Annotated in this window: 22 protein-coding genes and 1 riboswitch; of the genes, 5 read left to right on the top strand and 17 right to left on the bottom strand. The window is 70.8% G+C overall.

Annotated features, from left to right (window positions below):
* Positions 1–5: 5 nt before the first annotated feature.
* Together CEK68_RS09950 and lolA are read left to right on the top strand one after the other, a co-directional pair.
* Positions 6–1,970 (top strand): DUF3857 domain-containing transglutaminase family protein, encoded by a 1,965-nt coding sequence (locus CEK68_RS09950; RefSeq protein WP_193314161.1) that lies wholly within the window; start codon positions 6–8, stop codon positions 1,968–1,970.
* 84 nt (positions 1,971–2,054) lie between these two features.
* Positions 2,055–2,681 (top strand): outer membrane lipoprotein chaperone LolA, encoded by a 627-nt coding sequence (gene lolA / locus CEK68_RS09945; RefSeq protein WP_152239281.1) that lies wholly within the window; start codon positions 2,055–2,057, stop codon positions 2,679–2,681.
* A 51-nt stretch (positions 2,682–2,732) separates the two neighbouring features.
* On the opposite strand, the gene dmeF is transcribed toward lolA, so the two are convergent.
* A complete protein-coding gene (dmeF, locus tag CEK68_RS09940; protein WP_152239280.1) occupies positions 2,733–3,854 on the bottom strand; it encodes a CDF family Co(II)/Ni(II) efflux transporter DmeF in 1,122 nt (373 codons plus the stop codon).
* 104 nt (positions 3,855–3,958) lie between these two features.
* Here dmeF and CEK68_RS09935 point away from each other — a divergent pair, with 104 nt between their 5' ends.
* Both CEK68_RS09935 and crcB read left to right on the top strand, forming a co-directional pair.
* Positions 3,959–5,332 (top strand): replication-associated recombination protein A, encoded by a 1,374-nt coding sequence (locus CEK68_RS09935; protein ID WP_152239279.1) that lies wholly within the window; start codon positions 3,959–3,961, stop codon positions 5,330–5,332.
* 1 nt (position 5,333) lies between these two features.
* Positions 5,334–5,403, top strand: a riboswitch (Fluoride riboswitch).
* Positions 5,404–5,513: 110 nt separating this feature from the next.
* Positions 5,514–5,933, top strand: a complete 420-nt coding sequence (gene crcB, locus CEK68_RS09930) for a fluoride efflux transporter CrcB (protein ID WP_152181340.1) — start codon at positions 5,514–5,516, stop codon at positions 5,931–5,933.
* Positions 5,934–5,947: 14 nt separating this feature from the next.
* On the opposite strand, the gene CEK68_RS09925 is transcribed toward crcB, so the two are convergent.
* The 3 genes from CEK68_RS09925 to CEK68_RS09915 are packed head-to-tail and all read right to left on the bottom strand — an operon-like array spanning position 5,948 to position 8,231.
* Positions 5,948–6,280: a DUF3325 domain-containing protein gene (locus CEK68_RS09925; protein WP_152239278.1), complete on the bottom strand. Its 333-nt coding sequence runs from the start codon at positions 6,278–6,280 to the stop codon at positions 5,948–5,950.
* Entirely contained in the window at positions 6,277–7,899 is a 1,623-nt protein-coding gene (locus CEK68_RS09920; RefSeq protein ID WP_152239277.1) for a PepSY-associated TM helix domain-containing protein, read from the bottom strand. Before CEK68_RS09920 ends, CEK68_RS09925 begins: the two co-directional genes overlap by 4 nt.
* Positions 7,896–8,231, bottom strand: coding sequence for a DUF3649 domain-containing protein (locus CEK68_RS09915; protein WP_226977834.1), 336 nt, complete (start codon positions 8,229–8,231; stop codon positions 7,896–7,898). The genes CEK68_RS09920 and CEK68_RS09915 overlap by 4 nt, the downstream gene beginning before the upstream one ends.
* A 315-nt stretch (positions 8,232–8,546) precedes the next feature.
* Here CEK68_RS09915 and CEK68_RS09910 point away from each other — a divergent pair, with 315 nt between their 5' ends.
* Positions 8,547–8,906, top strand: coding sequence for a response regulator (locus CEK68_RS09910; RefSeq protein WP_152236888.1), 360 nt, complete (start codon positions 8,547–8,549; stop codon positions 8,904–8,906).
* Between the two features lie 37 nt (positions 8,907–8,943).
* On the opposite strand, the gene CEK68_RS09905 is transcribed toward CEK68_RS09910, so the two are convergent.
* The 13 genes from CEK68_RS09905 to CEK68_RS09845 all read right to left on the bottom strand — a co-directional run bounded on the left by CEK68_RS09905 (position 8,944) and on the right by CEK68_RS09845 (position 19,375).
* Positions 8,944–9,597, bottom strand: coding sequence for a tetratricopeptide repeat protein (locus CEK68_RS09905; protein WP_152239276.1), 654 nt, complete (start codon positions 9,595–9,597; stop codon positions 8,944–8,946).
* Entirely contained in the window at positions 9,594–10,064 is a 471-nt protein-coding gene (locus tag CEK68_RS09900; protein ID WP_152236890.1) for a cytochrome c-type biogenesis protein, read from the bottom strand. The genes CEK68_RS09905 and CEK68_RS09900 overlap by 4 nt, the downstream gene beginning before the upstream one ends.
* Positions 10,061–10,603: a DsbE family thiol:disulfide interchange protein gene (locus CEK68_RS09895; RefSeq protein ID WP_152236891.1), complete on the bottom strand. Its 543-nt coding sequence runs from the start codon at positions 10,601–10,603 to the stop codon at positions 10,061–10,063. The genes CEK68_RS09900 and CEK68_RS09895 overlap by 4 nt, the downstream gene beginning before the upstream one ends.
* The gene (locus tag CEK68_RS09890; protein WP_152236892.1) at positions 10,600–12,570 is read right to left on the bottom strand and encodes a heme lyase CcmF/NrfE family subunit; all 1,971 of its coding nucleotides are present in this window, start codon (positions 12,568–12,570) and stop codon (positions 10,600–10,602) included. The genes CEK68_RS09895 and CEK68_RS09890 overlap by 4 nt, the downstream gene beginning before the upstream one ends.
* 37 nt (positions 12,571–12,607) lie before the next feature.
* Positions 12,608–13,087 carry a cytochrome c maturation protein CcmE gene (gene ccmE / locus CEK68_RS09885; RefSeq protein WP_017914417.1) on the bottom strand — a complete coding sequence of 160 codons (480 nt, stop codon included), beginning with the start codon at positions 13,085–13,087 and terminating at the stop codon, positions 12,608–12,610.
* Positions 13,071–13,283 carry a heme exporter protein CcmD gene (gene ccmD / locus CEK68_RS09880; protein WP_152236893.1) on the bottom strand — a complete coding sequence of 71 codons (213 nt, stop codon included), beginning with the start codon at positions 13,281–13,283 and terminating at the stop codon, positions 13,071–13,073. The genes ccmE and ccmD overlap by 17 nt, the downstream gene beginning before the upstream one ends.
* Positions 13,280–14,086 carry a heme ABC transporter permease gene (locus tag CEK68_RS09875; RefSeq protein ID WP_152236894.1) on the bottom strand — a complete coding sequence of 269 codons (807 nt, stop codon included), beginning with the start codon at positions 14,084–14,086 and terminating at the stop codon, positions 13,280–13,282. The genes ccmD and CEK68_RS09875 overlap by 4 nt, the downstream gene beginning before the upstream one ends.
* A gap of 8 nt (positions 14,087–14,094) precedes the next feature.
* On the bottom strand, positions 14,095–15,423 hold the full coding sequence (locus CEK68_RS09870) for a S8 family serine peptidase (protein WP_152236895.1): 1,329 nt from the start codon (positions 15,421–15,423) through the stop codon (positions 14,095–14,097).
* Entirely contained in the window at positions 15,420–16,061 is a 642-nt protein-coding gene (locus CEK68_RS09865) for a zf-HC2 domain-containing protein (protein WP_150409100.1), read from the bottom strand. The genes CEK68_RS09870 and CEK68_RS09865 overlap by 4 nt, the downstream gene beginning before the upstream one ends.
* Positions 16,061–16,642: a sigma-70 family RNA polymerase sigma factor gene (locus CEK68_RS09860; protein WP_017913785.1), complete on the bottom strand. Its 582-nt coding sequence runs from the start codon at positions 16,640–16,642 to the stop codon at positions 16,061–16,063. Before CEK68_RS09860 ends, CEK68_RS09865 begins: the two co-directional genes overlap by 1 nt.
* A gap of 63 nt (positions 16,643–16,705) precedes the next feature.
* The gene (locus tag CEK68_RS09855; RefSeq protein WP_226977833.1) at positions 16,706–17,407 is read right to left on the bottom strand and encodes a hypothetical protein; all 702 of its coding nucleotides are present in this window, start codon (positions 17,405–17,407) and stop codon (positions 16,706–16,708) included.
* 184 nt (positions 17,408–17,591) lie between these two features.
* Positions 17,592–17,987 carry a c-type cytochrome gene (locus CEK68_RS09850; RefSeq protein ID WP_017909882.1) on the bottom strand — a complete coding sequence of 132 codons (396 nt, stop codon included), beginning with the start codon at positions 17,985–17,987 and terminating at the stop codon, positions 17,592–17,594.
* 23 nt (positions 17,988–18,010) lie between these two features.
* Positions 18,011–19,375 carry a hypothetical protein gene (locus CEK68_RS09845; protein WP_017916197.1) on the bottom strand — a complete coding sequence of 455 codons (1,365 nt, stop codon included), beginning with the start codon at positions 19,373–19,375 and terminating at the stop codon, positions 18,011–18,013.
* Positions 19,376–19,391 lie beyond the last annotated feature (16 nt).

Below are 19,391 nucleotides of genomic sequence, written 5' to 3'. Positions count from 1 at the left end.
GGCGTCTGCCTGACCGGAGGCCTGCGCGCGCCGCGCGCTGGCTGTTCGGCGCGGCGCTGCTGGCGCTGTCCGGACTCGCCGGCGCGCAACCGGCGCCGGCCGCGCATCCCGATGCCGACCAGGCCACGGCCACCGCGGCCGCACCGGTGGTCAGCAACAACTACAGCTACGTGCGCTACCGCGCCGACTACGAGGTGCGCGAGGACGCCACCAGCGTCGAGACCGACGAATACGAGCTGCTGCTCAAGACCAAGGCCGGCGTCGACCAGTTCAGCCAGGTGCGGCTGGGCTACAGCGAGAAGCTGGAGACGCTGGAGGTGCTGGCCGCCTACACGCTGACCCCGGATGGGCTGCGCCACGACGTGCCGGCCGACAAGATCTATACCCAGGAGAGCTATTCCAGCGCGACGGCGGCGATGTACGCCGACCGCAAGGTCAAGGTGGTGGTGTTCCCCAACCTGATGCCCGGCGCGCGCCTGGTGTACCGGGTGCGCCGCACTCAGAACGTGCCGTACTTCCCGGGCTATTTCAGCCTGTGGGAGACCTTCAGCGTGTTCTCCCAGTACGACGACGCCACGGTGACCCTGGTGGCGCCGCGGCGCCTGCAGATGCACCTGTACACGCGCGGCGTGCAGGGCAGCGATACGCCGACGATCGACGGCGAGCAGGCCCGCTGGGAGTGGCGCTACAGCCGCCGCGAGCCGATGAAGAGCCAGAACTGGTCGGCGGCCACTTGGGAATTCAGCCCGACCATCATGGCCAGCAGTTTCCGCCGCTGGCCGCAGATGGCCCAGGCCTACCAGCACAGCAGTGCCGCCGCCGCGCAGGTCACGCCCAAGGTGCGCACCCGCGCCGAGCAGATCACCGCCGGCATCGTCGATCGCCGCGCGCAGGCCGCGGCGCTGTACGAGTGGGTGGCGCGCAACATCCGCTACGTGGCGGTGTACCTGGGCAACGGCGGGCTGCAGCCGAACAGCGCCGACAGCATCCTCGACAACCACTACGGCGACTGCAAGGACCACACCGTGGTGCTGGAAGCGCTGCTGGCGGCCAAGGGCATCGCCAGTACGCCGGTGCTGATCGGCGCGCAGGGCGGGCCGACCCTGCCGGAGGTGCCGGTGCTGGGCCGCTTCAACCACGCCATCACCTATCTGCCCGAATTCAAGCTGTACGTGGACTCGACCAGCCCATACGCGCGTTTCGGCCAGTTGCCGGCCGGCGATCTGGGCGCGCCGGTGCTGCACACGGCCGACGGCACCGTGGCGCGCACGCCGCCGGACGACGCCAAGCGCAACCGCTACCTGGCCGAGACCGACTACCGCTTCGACGCCGACGGCGGCGTCAGCGGCATCACCCGGCTGGATAGCGGCGACGTCGGCGAGGTCGGCCTGCGCACGATGTTCGTGCAGCTCAACGCGCAGAACCGCACCCGCATCGAGGAATCGATCGTCGCCGCGTCCGGCTTCGACGGCAGCGGCGAGTTGCTGCTGCAGGGCACGCCGCAGGACCTGAGCCGGCCGTTCGGCTACGCCTACCGCTTCCAGGCCCACGACTACGTCGACTTCGGCGTGGTCGGCGGCATGAGCCTGCCGCTGATGCCCGGCGCCGACTCGGTGCGCGGGGTCTACAGCACCGCCTCGGCCGAGCGCAACCTGACCCCGTTCTATTGCAACGACAACGCGCGCAGCGAGACCTACCGGCTCACCTTCCCGGACAGCGTGCCGATCATCGCGATTCCGGCCGACACGCATTTCCGCAACGCCGCCGGCGAGTACGCTGCGACCTGGGTGCGCGACGGGCAGACCGTGACCGCCACGCATACGCTGCACCGCCGCGCGATCCACGGCCCGGCGGCGCTGTGCCAGCCGCAGGACTACGCCGCCTTCCGCGAGCTATACCAGCAGGTGCGGCGCGGCTTCCGCGGCCAGATCCTGTACGGCGACCTCGGCCGGATGCAGACCGGGCCGTAGACCTGGCGCGGCCGGCCATCCTCTGATCGCCTATTCAGGCGCGGCGCGTCACACTTCCCACACTCCATCCGGAAACCCATCCGCATGCTTCGCACACTCCGCTACACCGTCCTCGCCACCGCGCTGCTGGCCGGCTCCGCCTTCGCCGGCGCCCGCGAGGACCTCACCGCCTTCACCCGCGGGCTGAAGGGCCTGGACGGCCAGTTCGCGCAGAAGGTCTACGACGGCAAGGGCACGCTGAAGGAAAGCTCCAGCGGCCGCGTCGCGCTGTCGGCGCCGCGCCTGTTCCGCTGGGAGTACCGCAAGCCGTATACCCAGCTGATCGTCGCCGACGGCAGCAAGGTCTGGGTCTACGACCCGGACCTGAAGCAGGCCACGGTGCGCGCGCAGGGCAGCGAGGAACAGAACAGCCCGCTGACCGCGCTGATCGACCCGGGCCGGCTCGACCGCCAGTACGACGTCAGCGAAGAGGCGGTGGCCCGCGACGGGCTGCAATGGCTGACCATGACCCCGAAGGTGGACACCGAGGCCAGCTTCCAGATGGCCAAGCTCGGCTTCGACCGCGCCGGCCTGGCGCGCATGGAAGTGGTCGATCCGGTCGGCCAGCGCACCGACATCAGCTTCAGCGACTGGAAGCGCAATCCGGCCTTCGCCGCCGGCACCTTCCGCTACGTCCCGGACAAGGACGTGGACGTGGTCGGCGACCGCTGAGCCAGCGGCCCCGCCGCCGCGCGCCGGGTCGGTGCGCGGCGGCCTTTCCGCTCAGTTGGGGCAGGTCTGTACTTCGATACTGACGTGGCCCAGCGTGGCCACGCCCTGCAGGCGGGCGTGGTAGAACGCCGCCGGCCGCGGCTTGTGCGTCACCAGCGACACGATCGCCGCATGCTGGCCGGGGCCGACCCGCCACACGTGCAGGTCGGCGATGCGCTCGTCGTCCTGCTGCAGGCGGTCGCGGATCTGCGCCTGCAGCGCCGCCGGCGCCGAGGCGTCGAGCAGCACCGCGCCGGTGTCGCGCAGCAGCGCCAGCGACCAGCGGGCGATGACGATGGCGCCGACGATACCCATCAACGCATCGGTCCAGGTCCAGCCCAGGTACTTGGCCAGCAACAGGGCGACGATCGCCATCACCGAGGTCAGCGCGTCGGCCAGCACGTGCATGTAGGCCGAGCGCAGGTTGTGATCGGCGTGCGCGTGGCGGTCGTGGCTGTGCGTCGGCGCAGGCGCGGCATGGGCGTGCGCATGCCCGTGGTGATCGTGCGGGTGGTGATGGCCTTGACCGTGCGCGTGATCGTGGTCGTGGTCGTGCCCATCTTGGTGCGCGTGCGCATGGTCGCCATGCCGGTGCGCGGCATGAGCGTGGTCGTGATGATGCCCGTGCCCGTGCCCGTGGCCATGGCTATGCCCATGCCCGTGATCGTGGTGGTGATCGGCGCCGAGCATCCAGGCGCTGAGCAGGTTCACCAGCAGGCCCAGCGCCGCGATCCACAGCGCTTCGTCGTAGGCGATGTGCACCGGCTGCGCCAGGCGCAGCGCCGACTCCACGCCGATGCCCAGGGCGATCAGCGCCAGGATCAGCGCGCTGGAAAAGCCCGCCAGATCGCCGACCTTGCCGGTGCCGAAGGTGAAGCGCGGGTTGTGCCGGTGCCGGCGCGCAAACCAGTACGCGAAGCCCGCCAGCGACAGCGCCCCGGCGTGAGTGGCCATGTGCAGACCGTCGGCCAGCAGCGCCATCGAGCCGGTCCACCAGCCAGCGACGATCTCCACGAACATCATCGCGGCGGTCAGCGCCACCACCGACCAGGTCCGGCGCGCATTGCGCTCGTGGCGGGTGCCGAGGAAGTCGTGCTGATGGGTAAAGGCGTCCAGGGTGTCGTGGTGGCTCATGGCGGGGGCGGCCGGGCAGGGAGGCGCCGCGATTCTAGCGCCGGCGTCGGCGCCACGCAGGCCTGCGGCACGGCGTGCACGGGCCGCGGCGATAGAATGGGCAGATGGCCAAACGCAGACCCTTCGCTTCCGATACCCCCGACCTGTTGAGCGTCGACCGCGAGGCCATGCGCCCGCTGGCCGAGCGCATGCGCCCGCGCACGCTCGACGAGATGGTCGGGCAGAAGCGCCTGCTGGCGCCGACCAGTGCGCTGCGCCGTGCGGTCGCGTCCGGCCGGGTGCACTCGATGATCCTGTGGGGGCCGCCGGGCTGCGGCAAGACCACCCTGGCGCTGCTGCTGGCGCAGTACGCCGAGGCCGAGTTCAAGGCGATCTCGGCGGTGCTGTCCGGCCTGCCGGAGGTGCGGGGGGTGCTGGCCGAGGCCGCGCAGCGTTTCGCCGACGGGCGTCGCACGGTGCTGTTCGTCGACGAGGTGCACCGCTTCAACAAGGCGCAGCAGGACGCGTTCCTGCCGCACATCGAGCGCGGCACCATCCTGTTCGTCGGCGCCACCACCGAGAATCCCTCGTTCGAGCTGAATTCGGCGCTGCTGTCGCGCTGCCGCGTGCACGTGCTGGAGGCGGTGTCGCCGCAGGACATCGCCGAGGCGCTGCAGCGGGCGCTGCACGATTCCGAACGCGGGCTCGGCGCCGAGCCGTTGCGGGTGTCCGATGCGGCGCTGCTGGAGATCGCCGGCGCCGCCGATGGCGACGTGCGGCGCGCGCTGACGCTGCTGGAAATCGCCGCCGAACTGGCCCAGGACGAGGGCGGCGAGATCACCGCGCAGACCCTGCAGCAGGTGCTGGCCGACCGCACCCGCCGCTTCGACAAGGGCGGCGAGCAGTTCTACGACCAGATCTCGGCGCTGCACAAGTCGGTGCGCAGCTCCAATCCGGACGCGGCGCTGTATTGGCTCACGCGCATGCTCGATGGCGGCTGCGATCCGTCCTACCTGGCGCGGCGGCTGACCCGCATGGCGATCGAGGACATCGGCCTGGCCGATCCGCGCGCGCAGTCGATGGCGCTGGAAGCCTGGGATATCTACGAGCGCCTGGGCAGCCCCGAAGGCGAACTGGCCTTCGCGCAACTGGTGCTGTACCTGGCCAGCACCGCCAAGTCCAACGCCGGCTATGCCGCGTTCAACCAGGCCAAGGCCGAAGTGCGCGAGACCGGCACCCAGGAGGTGCCGCTGCATCTGCGCAACGCGCCGACCAAGCTGATGAAGACCCTGGGTTATGGCGCCGACTACCAGTACGACCACGATGCCGAGGGCGGCATCGCCCTGGACCAGACCGGCTTTCCCGATGCGATGGGCGAGCGCGTCTACTACCGGCCGGTGGAACGCGGCCTGGAGATCAAGCTCAAGGACAAGCTGGATCGCCTGCGCGCCGCGCGCGAGCAGGCGCGGGCTGACAAGGCCGGGCGATCGGCTTCATAATCGGCGTACAGGAGATGGCATTCCTCCTCGAACCGCCCGCAGCATTGCGCGCTGATGATGCCTGCCCAACCCCCGCCGGGGTGGCAGGCGTGCGCCCCGGCATCGTCCTTGTGGAGAATCCGATGCCCGTTCCTTCTCGTTTTTCTGCTGCCGCTCCCGCGTTCGTTTCGCGGAGGCGCGCATGAACCTGACCCTGTGGTGGCAGCAATTGCTGCTGGCGATGGCCGGCGGTGCGGTCGGCTCCGGTCTGCGTTTCGCGGTGGGCAGTGCGCTGCTGCAGCGCTACGGCGCCGGCTTCCCGTGGGGCACGCTGGCGGTGAACCTGGCCGGCGCCTTCGTCGGCGGCTTCCTGCTGGTGTGGATCGAGGGCCGCGGCGCCAGCGCACCGTACTGGCGGGCGCTGCTGATCGTCGGCCTGGTCGGCGGGCTGACCACGTTCTCCTCGCTGATGATGGAAAGCATGGTGTTCGTGCGCAACGGCCGCCTCGGCATGGTGCCGCTGTACCTGGCGATCACCCTGGCAGCGGGGCTGGTGCTGGTGTTCGCCGGCGCGCGCACCGCGGCCGAACTGCGGCCGCCGACGCTGACCGCCGACCGCTGAGCGAGGCGGGGCGCCTAGCCTAATAGGGCCGCGCCCACGCCCAGCGGCGGCGCCAGCAACGCCAGCGGCACGATCAGCCGCGGCCGGTACGGCAGCAGGCCAAGGGTCAGCAGCGCCGCGCTGGCGCTGAGCGAGCCCACCCACAGCACCGGGCCGATGCCCCAGCCGCGCGCGGCCACGCAGCAGGCGAACGCCGCGCCCAGCAGTAGCCAGCCGGCGGCGCGCAGTTGCCGCAGGCGCGGCGCGGTGGCGCGGCGTGCGCCGTACAGGTCGAGCTGGTGCTTCTCCATGCCCAGGCACAGCGCGACGAAGCCGGAGAAGGCCAGGCACAGGCCGAGGACGGTCATGCGCCCTCCGTGGCCAGGACCGGCTTGCCGGATCCGCCGCGGTCGCGGTCGCGGGCGCGGCGTTCGGCCGCCGACAGCGGCGGTTGCCAGCGCTGCATGCGCCGCGCGGCCAGCGCCAGCGCGATACCGAGGAACAGGCAGACCAGGTCGAATCCGGCCAGCGCCCAGTCGCCGGCCAGCAGGCTCACCCCCAGGTGCGCATCGGTGGTGACGGCGTTGAGCAGCGGCAGCAGGCCGAACAGTGCCGCGCCCGCGTACAGTTGCCAGGCCCACATCGCGCGCTTCGGCCACACCTGCGCGGCGACCAGGGCCGCGGCCCAGGCCAGGAAGAACACCGCCGCTTCGCTTTCCGGGCGCGATTCCAGGTGCAGCGGCAGCAGCCGGTTGCCCCAGAAATAGGCGGCGAAGGCGATCGGCAGCCCGGCCACGGTGCCGATGTTGAGCGCGTCGACCAGACGCAGGCCCAGGCCGATGCGGCCGGCCTTGGCGTGCTTGGGCCGCTCCTTGACCGCCCACAGGATCGCGCCGCTGGCCACCATCAGGCAGCCGAGCAGGCCGCAGCCGAAGAACAGCCAGCGCAGCCAGGGACCGGCGAAGTGCGCCAGGTGCAGGCCGTACAGGGTGCTGCGGGTTTCCGCGGCGGCGCCGAGTTCGCCGCTGCGGCCGAGGATCTGCCCGCTTGCCGCGTCCAGCAGCAGCGACGGTGTGCTGTAGCCCAGGCGCTGGCCGTCGCCCTGGCGGATCTGGATCGCCGCGGCAGCGTCGCCGGCGTTGTACACGGAGAAGCCGGCGATCGGCGCCTGCGCGCCCCATTCGCGGCGGGCCACGTCCAGCAGTTGCGCGATCGGCAGCATGTGCCCCGGCGTGCCGCTGGCCTCGCGCAGGTTCTGCGGCTCCTGGAAGGCCTCGGCGTAGAACGCCTGCTCGGCGTCCGGATAGGCGGTCTGGATGCCCCAGGGCAGGTACATCAGCATCAGCGTGACCAGCCCGGTGTAGGTGATCATCGCGTGGTAGGGCAGGGCGAGCACCGCGCTGGCATTGTGGAAGTCCAGCCACGAGCGCTGGCCCTTGGCCGGGCGGAAGGTGAAGAAGTCCTTGAAGATCTTCTTGTGGGTGATCACGCCGCTGATGATCGCCACCAGCATGAACATCGCGCAGAAGCCGACGATGTAGCGCGCCCACAGCGCCGGGATGTAGTGCAGGTCGAAGTGCAGGCGGTAGAAGAAGTCGCCGCCGCGGGTCTCGCGGGTCTGGCTGGCCTCGCCGCTGACCGGGTCGAGCAGTGCGTTGCCGAACAGTTCCTTGCGGCTCGGGCGGCTGCCGTCGGCCGGCGGCGGATTGCGCCAGAACAGGTCGGTGAACGGCGCGCGCGGGTTGGCCAGCGACACGAACCATTGCGGCGACCGTGGCGCCTCGCGCTGCAGCAGCGCCACCGCGCGGGCGGCGACCACGTCGGTGCTCGGCTGCGCACGCGGCAGTTCCGGACGCATCCACCGACTGATCTCGTTGCGGAAATAGCTGGCGGTGCCGGCCATGAAGATCAGCAGCAGCACCCACGACACCAGCAGGCCGCTCCAGGTGTGCAGCCAGGCCATCGATTGGCGGAATCCCTGCTTCATGGCGCGTGCTGCTGCAGCCAGGCGATGGCCAGCGCCATCGGCGCCAGCAGCGCGGCGATACCCAGCCAGGCGCGCCCGGCGCTGCGCGCGGCGAACGCCCACAGCGCGGTGCAGGCGCAGACCAGGATGCCCAGCATCATGCCGCTCAACACCGCCTGCGCACGCACCGATGGCCACAGCATCGGCAGCAGCACGGAGGTGGCCGCGGCCAGCGCATAGCCGCCGACGATCGCGGCCAGGGTCCGCGCCAGCACGCGCAGCCAGGGCGGCCAGGTGCGCCCTGGCGGCTTGGCCGAAGCGTCAAGATCGCGAAGCGAAGTGGAAGAAGACATGCAGGCCCGTGGTAAAGGCACCGGCTGGGCAGCGAGGCAGCGCGTGGCGACGGTGGTGGATGGCAGTTTGTTAATGATACTCATTCTTATTATTGCGGCGCAAATGTGGAGTGAACACCGTCCCGGTAGCGAATGCGGCAACACAGAGGTCGCGGTACGCCGCCGGGCAGGGATGCATCGTTGCGTGTCCCGTGATCGCGCCTCGTTGATGCGCACGTGCGGCGCATATGCACGGGCGACCAGCCAGTTGACGATGGCGGTGTCCGCCGGACTTCTGCACCATCGACAACGCCATTTACCAAACGGGTGCATGTCATGAAAATTTTGATAGTCGGTGAAAACCGAACGATGCGGCGCATCACTCGCCATCTATTGCGCCAGCTCGGCTACGAGGACGTGGTGGAAGTGAGCGATGGCGAGGCAGCGCTGGCAGCAATGCGCGCGCAACGGATTGATTTGGTCATTGCCGACGCAAATACGGAGCCGATGAGCGGCCTAGAGTTGTTGCAGTGGGTTCGCTACGACGCAGGACTGAAAGACACGCCGTTCGTGATGCTAGTAATGGACGATCGCAGCGAGAAAATTATCTCAATCCGCGAGGCCGGAGTGAGCGCGTACCTCGTCAGGCCGTTCACGGCGGACACGTTGAAGCAGACCCTGGACTATTTCGTTTGAACGGACCGCCGGCGTCCATTCGGTCGATGCGACGATTTCAACGCGGCTCGGTGCTAGCCGCTGGGACGGGCGTGGTGACCATCGCTTCTGCAGCGGCGATCTTCTGCGTCACCGCCTCGCGCAGTGGCGACGACGCCGGCAGCAAGGTCGACAGATGGTGCCAGTCGCCGGCTGCATCGGCATAGCGCTGCTGCTGGAAGGCGGCGATGCCACGCATCCATAGGGCGCGCTGGTTGTCCGGCTGCTGCGCCAGCACCCGGTCGAGCATGGCGCGTGCGGCGCTGCCCACCGTGAGATCGGCGCGTTGCGCCATGTCGGTCTCGGCCCAGCCGAGCAGGGCCTCGACGTTGTCCGGGGCGATCCGCAGCGCCTGCGCATAGGCCTGCTGCGCTTCGTGCGGGCGCTGCGCCTGTTGCGCATCCCAGGCCTGCTGCAGCCAGCCTTGCAGCAGTTGCGCGGTCTGGTCCGGCGCGGGCGGCGGCAGCGGTTGCAGCGGGACGCCGGCCAGGGCCGTAGGTGTGCCGACGCGCCAGTACAGGCCGGCACCCAGCAATGGCAGCAGCAGCGCAAGCAGCAGCGCGACGCCGCGTTGCCGACCTGCGCCGGAACGCTGGACGAGCAACGGGCGCAACACCGCGAACAGGGCGATGCCCAGCATCGTGGCGGCGGAGAGCAGAAAGCCGGGCGTCACCAGGCGTCCTCCGCTTCCGTCGTGACGGCGCCAAGGGCGCGGCGGCGATGCCGCAGCGTCGCCAGCACCATCGCGGCACCACCCAGCAGCAACAGCGCCGGCCCGAACCACAGCAGCCAGGTGCCCGGCGCCAGCGGCGGGTCGTACAGCACGAAGGCCGAATAGCGATCGACCATGTACTGCTTGATCTGCGCATCGCTGCGCCCGGCCTGCAGTTGCGCGAACACCTGGTGGCGCAGGTCGCGCGCCAGCGTCGCGTCGGAGTCGGCCAGGTTCTCGTTCTGGCACACCAGGCAGCGCAACTGCGCGGTCAGGTGCTGGAAGCGCTGTTCCTGCGCGCGGTCCTTGAACGGGAGTGGGTCCACTGCCTGGGCGAAGGCCGGCAATGCACCGCCCAATAGCCACAGCAGCACCAACAGCCGCCACCACGGCGTGCGCCTGCGCGTCCGTGCGACCAGCACGCTCATCGACGTGCTCCGTCGAGCGCGGCAATCGCCGGACGCAGTTCGTCGGCCAGCACCTGCGGCGTCAGTACGCCGACGTGCTTGTAGCGGACCACGCCGTCGGAATCGATCAGGAAGGTTTCCGGCGCACCGTACACGCCCAGGTCGATTGCCCGCTGGCCATCGGCGTCCACCAGCACCAGCGCGTACGGATTGCCGCGCTCCGCCAGCCAGGCGGCGGTGTCGTGCGGCGCGTCGCGGTAGGCGTAGCCGACCAGGGGCACACCCAGTTGCCGGGCCTGTGCAATAAGCAGCGGATGCTCCTCGCTGCAGGCCATGCACCAACTGCCGAACACGTTGAGCAGATACGGGCGGCCGCGCAGTTCCTGGCTGCCGCTGCGCAGGTCCGGGCGGTCCAGGCGCGGCAGCGCGAACGCCGGCACCGGCTTGCCCAGCAGCGGCGAAGGGACCTCGCGCGGGTCGTGGCTGCGGCTCCACCAGAGGCCGAATCCGAATAGCGCGGCCAGCAGCGCGAACGCGGCCAGCGGCAGCAGCCGGCTCATGGCGCGGCTCCGGCGAGCGCGGCCGGCGCGGTAGCGCTTGTCGCAGCCGGCTGCGCACGCAAGCGGCGCGCGCCGGCGCTGACGAAACCGCCGAGCATCATCAGCAGGCCGCCGGCCCAGATCCAGCGGATGAAGGGCTTGTCGTACAGGCGCAGGGTCCAGCCGTATTCGATGTGCTGGTCGTCGACCGGCTCGCCGAGCGCGACATACAGGTCGCGCAGCACGCCGGCGTCGATCGCTGCCTCGGTCTGGATGCGTTCGCTGCTGTACAGACGCTTCTGCGGGTGCAGCACCGCCACGACGGCGCCGTCGTGCAGCACGCTCACCGTGCCTTGTTCGGCCTTCCAGTTGGGGCCATCGATCAACTGCACGCCATCGAAGCGAAAGCTGTGCGCGCCGATCTGCGCGCTCTGGCCGGGATCCAGGCGCACGTCACGTTCCACCGACAGGCTGTCCGACAGCAGCACACCGGCCACGAACACCGCGACCCCGGCATGCGCCAGCAGCATGCCGGCCAGTTCGGCGGGGAAGCGGCGGCCACGCGGCGCGCTGCGCCAGCGGGTCAGCGCATAAAGGGCAGTGCCGACGCCAACCCAGGCCGCGGCGGCGACGCCGGCCACCGCGCGCAGCGTGCCTGCGCTCAGCAGCCACGCCAGCAGCGCGCAGGCCAGTGCGGCCAGCCCGGCGCGCGCGGCCACCGCGCGCAGTGCGCCAGGTTCGGTGCGGCCCCAGCGCAGGTAGGGACCGAACGGCAACAGCAGCACCACCGGCAGCATCAGCAGCGGGAACAGCAGGCCGAAGTAGGGCGGCCCCACTGAAATCTTGCCCAGCCGCAGCGCATCGCCGAGCAGCGGGAACAGCGTGCCCAGCAGCACCATCGCCGCGGCCACGCTGAGCATCAGATTGCCGACCAGGATCGCGGTCTCCCGCGACAGCGCGGCGAACGGCTTGCCGGCGGCCAGGCGCGGCGCACGCAGCGCGTACAGCAGCAGCGAGCCGCCGACCACCAGTACCAGGAAGCCGAGGATGTACAGGCCGCGGCGCGGGTCGGCGGCGAAGGCGTGCACCGAAGTCAGCACGCCCGAGCGCACCAGAAAAGTACCCAGCAACGACAGCGAGAACGCCAGGATCGACAGCAGCAGGGTCCAGGCGCCGAGCGCGCCGCGTTTCTCGGTGACCGCCTGGGTGTGGATCAGCGCGGCGCCGACCAGCCAGGGCATGAAGCTGGCGTTCTCCACCGGGTCCCAGAACCACCAGCCGCCCCAGCCCAGCTCGGCATAGGCCCACCAGCTGCCGGCGACGATGCCGGCGCTGAGGAAGCCCCAGGCGACGTTGGTCCACGGCCGCGCCCAGCGCACCCAGGCCTGCTGTTGCTCGCCGCCGAGCAGGGCGGCGATGGCGAAGGCGAAGGCCACCGAGAAGCCGACATAGCCGGTGTACAGCACCGGCGGATGCAGCACCATGCCCGGGTCCTGCAGCACCGGATTGAGCTCGCTGCCGTCGCGCGGCATCGGTGAGAGCCGCACGAACGGATTGGAGGTGAACAGGACGAAGGCCAGGAAGCCGCTGGAGATCAGCCCGAGCACGCCGAGTACGCGCGCGGCGAACGCCTCCGGCAAATGCCGGCCGCTGCGCGCCAGCGCCACCGTCCACAGGTTGAGGATGGCGATCCACAGCAGCAGCGAGCCTTCGTGCGCGCCCCACACCGCGGCCAGCCGGTAGTACCAGGGCTGCGCCAGGTTGGCGTTGGCGGCGACGTAGCGCACCGAGAAATCCAGTTGCAGCAACACGTAGCCGAGCAGGCCGAAGGCCAGCCAGGCGAAGCCGGCCTGGGCGTAGGCGGCCGGCCGCGCCACCGCCATCCAGGCGCGCTGGCCGCGCCAGGCACCGAGCAGCGGCAATACGGCCTGCACCAATGCCAGCAGCAGGGCCAGGATCAGCGCGCACTGGCCGAGTTCGGCGCTCATCGCGCGTCGTTCCCGGCGCGGTGTGGCGCGCTCGGCCTCATGGCCGTGCCGTCGCTGCAGCTGCCGCCGCGGTGTTGCCGACGTGGGCGCGCTCGGCATGCGCCTGCGCCATCGCGTCCTTCAGTTCCTGCGGCATGTAGGTCTCGTCGTGCTTGGCCAGCACTTCGGTGGCCACGAAGCGCGCGCCCTGCATCGAGCCGGTGGCGATCACCGCCTGGTTGTCGCGGAACAGGTCGGGCAGGATGCCGGTGTAGGCCACGGCGGTGGCGCCGGCCTTGTCGATCACGGTGAACTGCACCTGCAGCGCATCGGCGCTGCGCGTGATCGAGCCGGCCTTGACCATGCCGCCGAGCCGGAACACCCGGTAGTCCCTGGCCGCGCCGGCCTGCACCTGGCTGGGCGTGAACAGGTAGCTGACGTTGTGCTGCAGGGCCAGCACGAACAGGCCGGTGGCCAGCGCCGCGGCGCCGAGCAACAGCAGCACCAGCAGCAGGCGGCGCTTACGGGTGGGATGCATCGCGCGCTCCGTTGGTCGCAACGTTGCCGCGGGCACGGCGTGCCTGTTCGCGCGCCACTTGCGCACGGATGCCGGCGAGCAGGCGGCGCTGGCGGCGGCGCGGCAGCACGCTGTCCAGAATCAGCACCAGCAAGGCCAGTGCGTACGCGCTCCACACGTAGACGGCGTAGCCGCCCATCGCCCAGAACCCGCTCATGCCGCGTGTTCCGCAGGCAGCGGCACGACATCGGCGGGCGTCGCCGGCACCGGCGCGGCCTGCAACGCGATCGCACGCACCCAGGCCTTGCCGCGCTCCAGCGCCAGCAGGTCGGTGCGCATGCGCCCGCACAGGCTGGCGACGTAGTAGCACTTGCTGGCGACCACGCCGGTCAGCAGCGGCCACAGCATCGACAGCGGCATCGTCGACGGGCCGAGCACGCGCACCGTCGAGCCCTGGTGCAAGGTGTTCCACCACACCACCGAGTAATGCACGATCGGCAGGTTGATCAGCCCGACCAGCGCCAGCAGCGCGGCGGCGCGCGCGCCCTGGCGCGGATCGTCGATGGCACGGTGCAGGCCGATCACGCCCAGATACAGGAACAGCAGCACCAGTTCCGAGGTCAGCCGCGCGTCCCAGGTCCACCAGGTGCCCCACATCGGCCGGCCCCACAGCGAGCCGGTGCACAGGGTGACGAAGGTGAAGGCCGCGCCGATGGGCGCCGAGGCCATGCAGGCGATTTCGGCCAGTTTCACCCGCCACACCAGCGCGACCAGGCCGGCCAGGCCCATCGCGGCGTAGACGAACAAGCTCATCCACGCGCACGGCACATGCACGAAGATGATGCGGTAGGCATCGTGCTGCTGGTAATCCGGCGGCGCCAGCACCAGCCCGCCGTAACCCGCCACGGCGCCGAGCAGCAAGGCCGCGGCCAGACTCCACGGGCGCACGGCGCCGGCCGCGCGGTAGAAGGTCGGCGGCGCGCCGAGCCGGTGCAACCAGAGCGGGATCCAGGAACGCATGGTGGCCTTCAGCGGGCGAGGGGCGCGCTGCGCGGCAACGCCTGTACCGCGGCGGCGGCGTCGACCTGCAGCAGGCCGTCGCGCGTGCGGCTGGTGCGCAGCAGCAGGTCGTGCACGCTGCGCGCGTCCAGTTGCGGCGCCAGCGCCAGCAATAGCGCGACCACGCCGCTGACGTGGGCAGTGGCCATCGACGAGCCGGAAGTGAAGTCGTAGCCGCCGTTGGGCTGGGTGGTGAGGATGTCCTCGCCCGGCGCGCTGAGCACGCCCGCCGGCGCCGGGGCGGCGGCACTGCTGCGCACCACGATCACCCCGGGAATGCCGTCGGGAAACCCGTCCAGGCGGCCGTTGGGCGGCATCGCCGCGACCACGATGCGGCCCTCGCGCAGCAGCTGTTCCAGCAGCTTGCGCAGCAGCGGGTCGGCCGGGCCGCCGAGGCTGAGATTGATGATGCGGGTGCGGGTGTCGCCGATCGCCGCCAGCGCCTTGGCCAGGGTGAAGGAGTTGCAGCCGGCGCCGGCGCCGGGGCGCTGCGGATACCAGCAGGCCTTGTACACGTCGAGCATCGCCTTCGGCGCGATGCCGACGATGCCCTGGTGGTTGTTGCTGCCGGCGGCGATGATGCCGGCGACCTCGGTGCCGTGGTGGTCGCGATTGAACGCGCCCGGGTCGGCGGCGACCAGGTCGCGGGTGTTGCGCAGGCGCCCGCGCAGGTCCGGGTGCGCGGTGTCCACGCCGGTGTCGACGATCGCCACGTCCACGCCCTGGCCCTGGCTCAGCGCCTGCGCGGTGGCCGCGTTGGTGGCGGCGAAGCCGCGCTGCATGTCCACGTAGGGATCGTTGTAGCGCAGCGGCTGCGCCGGTGCGGCCGCAGCCTGGCTGTCGGTCGAATAGGTGCCGAAGTCCTGCAGCGGCTGCGACAGCGCCACCCGGTCGTCCTTGGCCAGTTGCGCCAGCAGCGCGGCGCGGTCGCTGCCCGGCGCCGGCTCCAGCACCACGCAGTACAGCCCCAGCGCCTTGATCGGCCAGCCGGCGACCTGGCGCAGGCCGTAGCGCTTGTTCAGCGCGTCCAGGGTGGCGACCGCCTGGGTGCCGGCGCCGTAGTAGCGGGCGGAGGCGTAGCCGAGCAGGTTGGAGCCGGCGTGGCGGCTCGGCGCGGCCATCGGGTTGGCCACGGCGAGGACGATCTGGCGCTGGCTGTCCAGCGCCGGCGACGGATCCAGGCTCGGCGCCTTGGCGTCCGTGGCGGGCGCCGGATCGGCGACGGCCGCCGGCGCGGCATGGGCGCAGGCGCCCAGGCCCAGGCAGGCGAGGAGCAGGCTGGCGAGACGCAGCTTCATGGCGCGGCGATCGGCTCCGCCAGGCGGATGCCGGCGGTGGCGCGCAACTGCTGCACGCTGCGCTGCGGCTGCGCCGGCGACCCGGCCTGGGTCGGCACCACGGTGTAGGCGCCGGCGGCGTTGGGGCCGCCGATCACCCGCAGCTGCAGCTTGCGCAACAGCGCGTCCCAGTCGGCCAGGGTCATGCGCGCGTCGGGCACCACCCGGATCGCATCGGCCGCCAGCGGCTGCGCGGCATCGCTGAGGGTGCGGTAGGCGGTGCTGCGCTCGTGCTCGGCGGACAGGCGCATGCCCAGCACGCCCAGGCCCACCGCCTGCAGCAGCGCGGCGGCGACCAGCGCCCGCGTGGTCCAGCTGGCGCGGCCGCGCTGCGGCGGCGCCTGCGGAACCGGCGCGTCCAGGCGCTGCAGCAGGCGCTGCAGCCCGGCCTCGGCGTCCACCGGCACGTCGCTGGGCAGGGTCATGGCCATGCGCAGGCGGCTCTGCTGCGCGAACTCGGCGCTGCAGTGCCGGCACTTGGCCAGGTGTGCGACCAGCCACTCGTTTTCGGCTTCCGTGGCGCTGTCCTGCAGCACCCACGGCATCAGGTCCCAGGCATGCGCGCACTCGTTGCCCGGCTCGTTGAAGCCCGTTTTCATCACGCGCTCTCCGTCAGCGTGGACGCATCGCCGGCCAATCCCGGCAACACGTTGCGAAGTTTGACCCGGGCATGGAACAACCGGGCCTTGATGGTGCCCACCGGGCACTGCATGATCGCGGCGACCTCTTCCAGCTTGTGGCCGAGGCCGTAGACCAGTTCCACCACCAGGCGCTGGTCGGCCGACAGGCGTTCCAGGCCCTTGCCCAGCCAGTCGCGCAGCTCGCGGTCCTCGTCCGGGTCGGCCGCCGCGGCGTGGTCCTCGGCGGCCACGCCGTCGTCGATGGCGTCGTCGCTGTGGTGGCGGATCGCCTTGAGCCCGCAGCGGTAGGCGATGCCCATGATCCAGGTCGAGACCTGCGAATCGCCGCGGAAGTCGCCGGCCTTCTGCCAGACGATCCAGAAGCAGTCGTTGATCGCTTCCTCGATGATGTCCGGGCGCCGGGTCAGCCGCGACAGGAACCGGCACAGGCGCCCGTGGTAGGCGCGGTACAGGCGGGTCAGCGCCTCGCGGTCGCTGGCGGCCATGCGCCGGAGCAGCATGCGGTCGGTGGCATCGCCGAGCAGGTCGGTGTCGTTCATGGGAGCAGGTGTGGCAACGGGCACCGGTATGTGCCGGGGCGGCACGGAAAGGTTGCGCTCGCCTCAGAAGCTGCGGGAGACGCTGGCCACCCACGGCCACAGGCCGCGGTCGGCATAGCCGGTACGGGCGTTGCTGAACACACGGTCCACCTCCAGGCTCCAGCGCCCGGCGTTCCAGATCAGCCCGGCGTGGCCGTAGCGATAGTGCGCCGTGTACTCCAGTCCGTACAGCGCCGGCGGCGCCTGGCTGACGCCGGCGCCCACCGACAGCGACAGTGGGCCGGTCAGCGGCTGGTGCGCGGTCAGGTCCAGCGCCCCGTACCAGCGCTGCTGCAGGCCGCTGTCGGGCATGCGGAAGGCGGCCAGCGACAGGCTCAGGCGGTCGCGGTAGCTCCAGCCCAGGCTGACCTCGTCGCGGTTGAACAGGCGGTTGGCGCGCGCGCCGGGGTAGCGGTACAGCAGCACCTCGGCCTGCAGTTGCCAGCTGTCGGACACGGTCCAGCTGCGCGACAGGCCGAGGCTGCTCATCAGCACCGTGCCCGGCGCGTCCAGCGCCACGCTGGCCGAGCCGCTCAGCGACCAGCCCGGCGCCGGCAGCCAGAACAGCGCGCCCTGCAAGGTCGGGGTAGCGCGGGTCACGGCGATGCCGCGGTCGACCAGTTGCGAGCTGATCCCGGCGGCGCCGCCGATGTCGCCGGCCGTCGCCGCCGGGGCGTGCAGGGCGGCCAGCGCCAGGGCCAGCGCCGCGCCGGCGCACGGATGCACTGACCGCCGGGCCGCGGTGCCGGTCCTGCAACGCTGGGCGACGGCGGGTGGCCGGGACGAGGCACCGCGGACGGCAGGCAAAAAACGCACGGTGACTCGATGCTCGCAGGTCAGGAATCGGGCACGGGCGCGGCACGCTGGCCGGCCCGTCGGGCGCCGAATATGACCGGATCGGGCAGCGAGTTCAATGCAGGCTGTGCAGGTAGGCGATCAGGTCCTGCAACTGCTTGGCATCGTCCAGGCCGTCGTACTTCATCTTGCCGCCGGGCAGCGCCTTGGACGCCGGTTGCGAGAGGTAGCTGCGCAGCTTGTCGTCGCTCCAGGTCCACTGGCTCTGCTTCATCGCGTCGGAATAGGCGTAGTCCGGGACGCTGCCGGCGCGGCGCCCGGCCACGCCGAACAGGGTCGGGCCCTTCTTGTTCTTGGCCGGCGCGGCGCTGTGGCATTCGGCGCATTCGCTGGCGAACACGCCGGCGCCGGGCATGCCGCCGGCGGCCCGTGCGGACGGCGCCACCACGGCGGCCAGCGGCAGCAGGCCGGCCAGCAGGGTGCACAGGGGGAGGGCATGGGTGCGTTTCATGGGGGAAGCTCCGTGCGGGGGAATCAGAAAGCGAGGCTCAGGCTCAGCGCGAACTGGTTGAGGTCGCGCGGGCGGGTGACCGGGGTAGCCCCGAACACGTTGCCGGTGCTGCCGTTGAACTTGCTGAAACGGAACCAGGTCGCGGACAGGCGCAGGTTGGAGATCGACGAGTAACTGTCGTCCTTGCCGAACGGTGCCCACGAGGCGCTGATCAGGTTGCTGGTGGTGTCCGGCGCGCCGTACGGGCGGTAACGGAACGGATCGTCCGAGCCGGTGTTGATGAAGTGCGCCAGCAGCAGGCTGTAGCTCTGCTTGTAGGTGTAGTTGAGGCTGATCGACTGGTCGCGCACGCTGGCCCGGCGCGGGCCGGCCAGGGCCGGGTTGGTCGGGTCGATCAGTGCGCTGCCGTAGCGGCGGCGCTCGTAGATGTTGAGGTAGCCGAGCTTGAGGATGTGCTCGCGCGTGCCCAGGAACTGGTAGTTGAGGTCGTAGCCGAGATCGGTGAAGTCGTCGCGCGGGCCGGTGCTGCGCGGCAGCTGCCGGCGCGTGGTCAGCGCGACCACGCCGGCCGAGAAGAACTGCCGCTTGAGGTCCTTCATGTAGCTCAGGCGCAGGTAGCCGGTGTCGCTGAGCTTGCCGGGATCGCCGCCGATGGCGTAGCCGAGATCGTCCTGGGTCGACACCGGCAAGGCGGTGTAGGTGCCGACCTCGCCGTACCAGTTGCGGTCGTACAGGCCGTAGACGCTGGTGCCGATTACCCGGTTGGACAGCGACGACTGGTTGAGCAGGGTGGTCGAACTGGCATAGGCCGAGGCCGGACCCAGGCCGGAGGCGTTGGGCAGCATGCCGATCGGATCCTGGCTGCCGGGATTGTTGTTGACGCTGACGCCGAGCAGGGTGTCCTTGCCGCCGAGCTGGAAGCTCTTGACCACCGCGCGCAGGTCCACGTTGTCCAGGCGCGTGGTGTAGTCGTTCTTGCCGTTGTTGGTCCTGGCGACCTTGACGTAGCCGCCGACGTTGTCGGTGATGCGTCCGGCCAGGTACAGGTCGGCTTCGCTGAAGCGGGTGCGGCTCTCGCCGCGCGCCGGCACGCTGCGGGTGGCGGTGAGCTGTGCGGAGACCGGGATCTTGGTGCCGTTGCCGTCGCTGTCGGTGTAGCCGCCGAGCTTGAAGCGCATGCCGTACGGGGTCAGCGCCGGGCCGTAGGCGCCGATGTGGCAGTCGGCGCAGGACGAGCCGGTCTGCCGCGCGAATGCCGGCACCGCGGCTGCGCGCGGGCTCAGCACCAGCAGCAGCGAACCGAGCGCCGACCACAGCAGCGCCTGCTCGGCGCCGCGCGTCCTGTCGCTGCGGGAGAAGGTGGAGGGGGACGACGGGGCCTGGTGCATGCGGAAAGTCCTTTGG

Origin of the sequence: Xanthomonas sp. LMG 12461 (assembly GCF_009192935.1) — a bacterium.
Classification (GTDB): Bacteria; Pseudomonadota; Gammaproteobacteria; order Xanthomonadales; family Xanthomonadaceae; genus Xanthomonas_A; species Xanthomonas_A sontii.
Note: the sequence above shows the minus strand (reverse complement) of the source record. Positions and strands in the feature narration are given on the sequence as shown.

What these genes read in the sequence shown, in the direction of transcription:
- lolA (WP_152239281.1), top strand. Translation starts at nt 2,055, where the DNA reads ATGCTTCGCACACTCCGCTACACCGTCCTCGCCACCGCGCTGCTGGCC.
- dmeF (WP_152239280.1), bottom strand. Translation starts at nt 3,854, where the DNA reads ATGAGCCACCACGACACCCTGGACGCCTTTACCCATCAGCACGACTTC.
- CEK68_RS09935 (WP_152239279.1), top strand. Translation starts at nt 3,959, where the DNA reads ATGGCCAAACGCAGACCCTTCGCTTCCGATACCCCCGACCTGTTGAGC.
- crcB (WP_152181340.1), top strand. Translation starts at nt 5,514, where the DNA reads ATGAACCTGACCCTGTGGTGGCAGCAATTGCTGCTGGCGATGGCCGGC.
- CEK68_RS09925 (WP_152239278.1), bottom strand. Translation starts at nt 6,280, where the DNA reads ATGACCGTCCTCGGCCTGTGCCTGGCCTTCTCCGGCTTCGTCGCGCTG.
- CEK68_RS09920 (WP_152239277.1), bottom strand. Translation starts at nt 7,899, where the DNA reads ATGAAGCAGGGATTCCGCCAATCGATGGCCTGGCTGCACACCTGGAGC.
- CEK68_RS09915 (WP_226977834.1), bottom strand. Translation starts at nt 8,231, where the DNA reads ATGTCTTCTTCCACTTCGCTTCGCGATCTTGACGCTTCGGCCAAGCCG.
- CEK68_RS09910 (WP_152236888.1), top strand. Translation starts at nt 8,547, where the DNA reads ATGAAAATTTTGATAGTCGGTGAAAACCGAACGATGCGGCGCATCACT.
- CEK68_RS09900 (WP_152236890.1), bottom strand. Translation starts at nt 10,064, where the DNA reads ATGAGCGTGCTGGTCGCACGGACGCGCAGGCGCACGCCGTGGTGGCGG.
- CEK68_RS09895 (WP_152236891.1), bottom strand. Translation starts at nt 10,603, where the DNA reads ATGAGCCGGCTGCTGCCGCTGGCCGCGTTCGCGCTGCTGGCCGCGCTA.
- CEK68_RS09890 (WP_152236892.1), bottom strand. Translation starts at nt 12,570, where the DNA reads ATGAGCGCCGAACTCGGCCAGTGCGCGCTGATCCTGGCCCTGCTGCTG.
- ccmE (WP_017914417.1), bottom strand. Translation starts at nt 13,087, where the DNA reads ATGCATCCCACCCGTAAGCGCCGCCTGCTGCTGGTGCTGCTGTTGCTC.
- ccmD (WP_152236893.1), bottom strand. Translation starts at nt 13,283, where the DNA reads ATGAGCGGGTTCTGGGCGATGGGCGGCTACGCCGTCTACGTGTGGAGC.
- CEK68_RS09875 (WP_152236894.1), bottom strand. Translation starts at nt 14,086, where the DNA reads ATGCGTTCCTGGATCCCGCTCTGGTTGCACCGGCTCGGCGCGCCGCCG.
- CEK68_RS09870 (WP_152236895.1), bottom strand. Translation starts at nt 15,423, where the DNA reads ATGAAGCTGCGTCTCGCCAGCCTGCTCCTCGCCTGCCTGGGCCTGGGC.
- CEK68_RS09865 (WP_150409100.1), bottom strand. Translation starts at nt 16,061, where the DNA reads ATGAAAACGGGCTTCAACGAGCCGGGCAACGAGTGCGCGCATGCCTGG.
- CEK68_RS09860 (WP_017913785.1), bottom strand. Translation starts at nt 16,642, where the DNA reads ATGAACGACACCGACCTGCTCGGCGATGCCACCGACCGCATGCTGCTC.
- CEK68_RS09850 (WP_017909882.1), bottom strand. Translation starts at nt 17,987, where the DNA reads ATGAAACGCACCCATGCCCTCCCCCTGTGCACCCTGCTGGCCGGCCTG.
- CEK68_RS09845 (WP_017916197.1), bottom strand. Translation starts at nt 19,375, where the DNA reads ATGCACCAGGCCCCGTCGTCCCCCTCCACCTTCTCCCGCAGCGACAGG.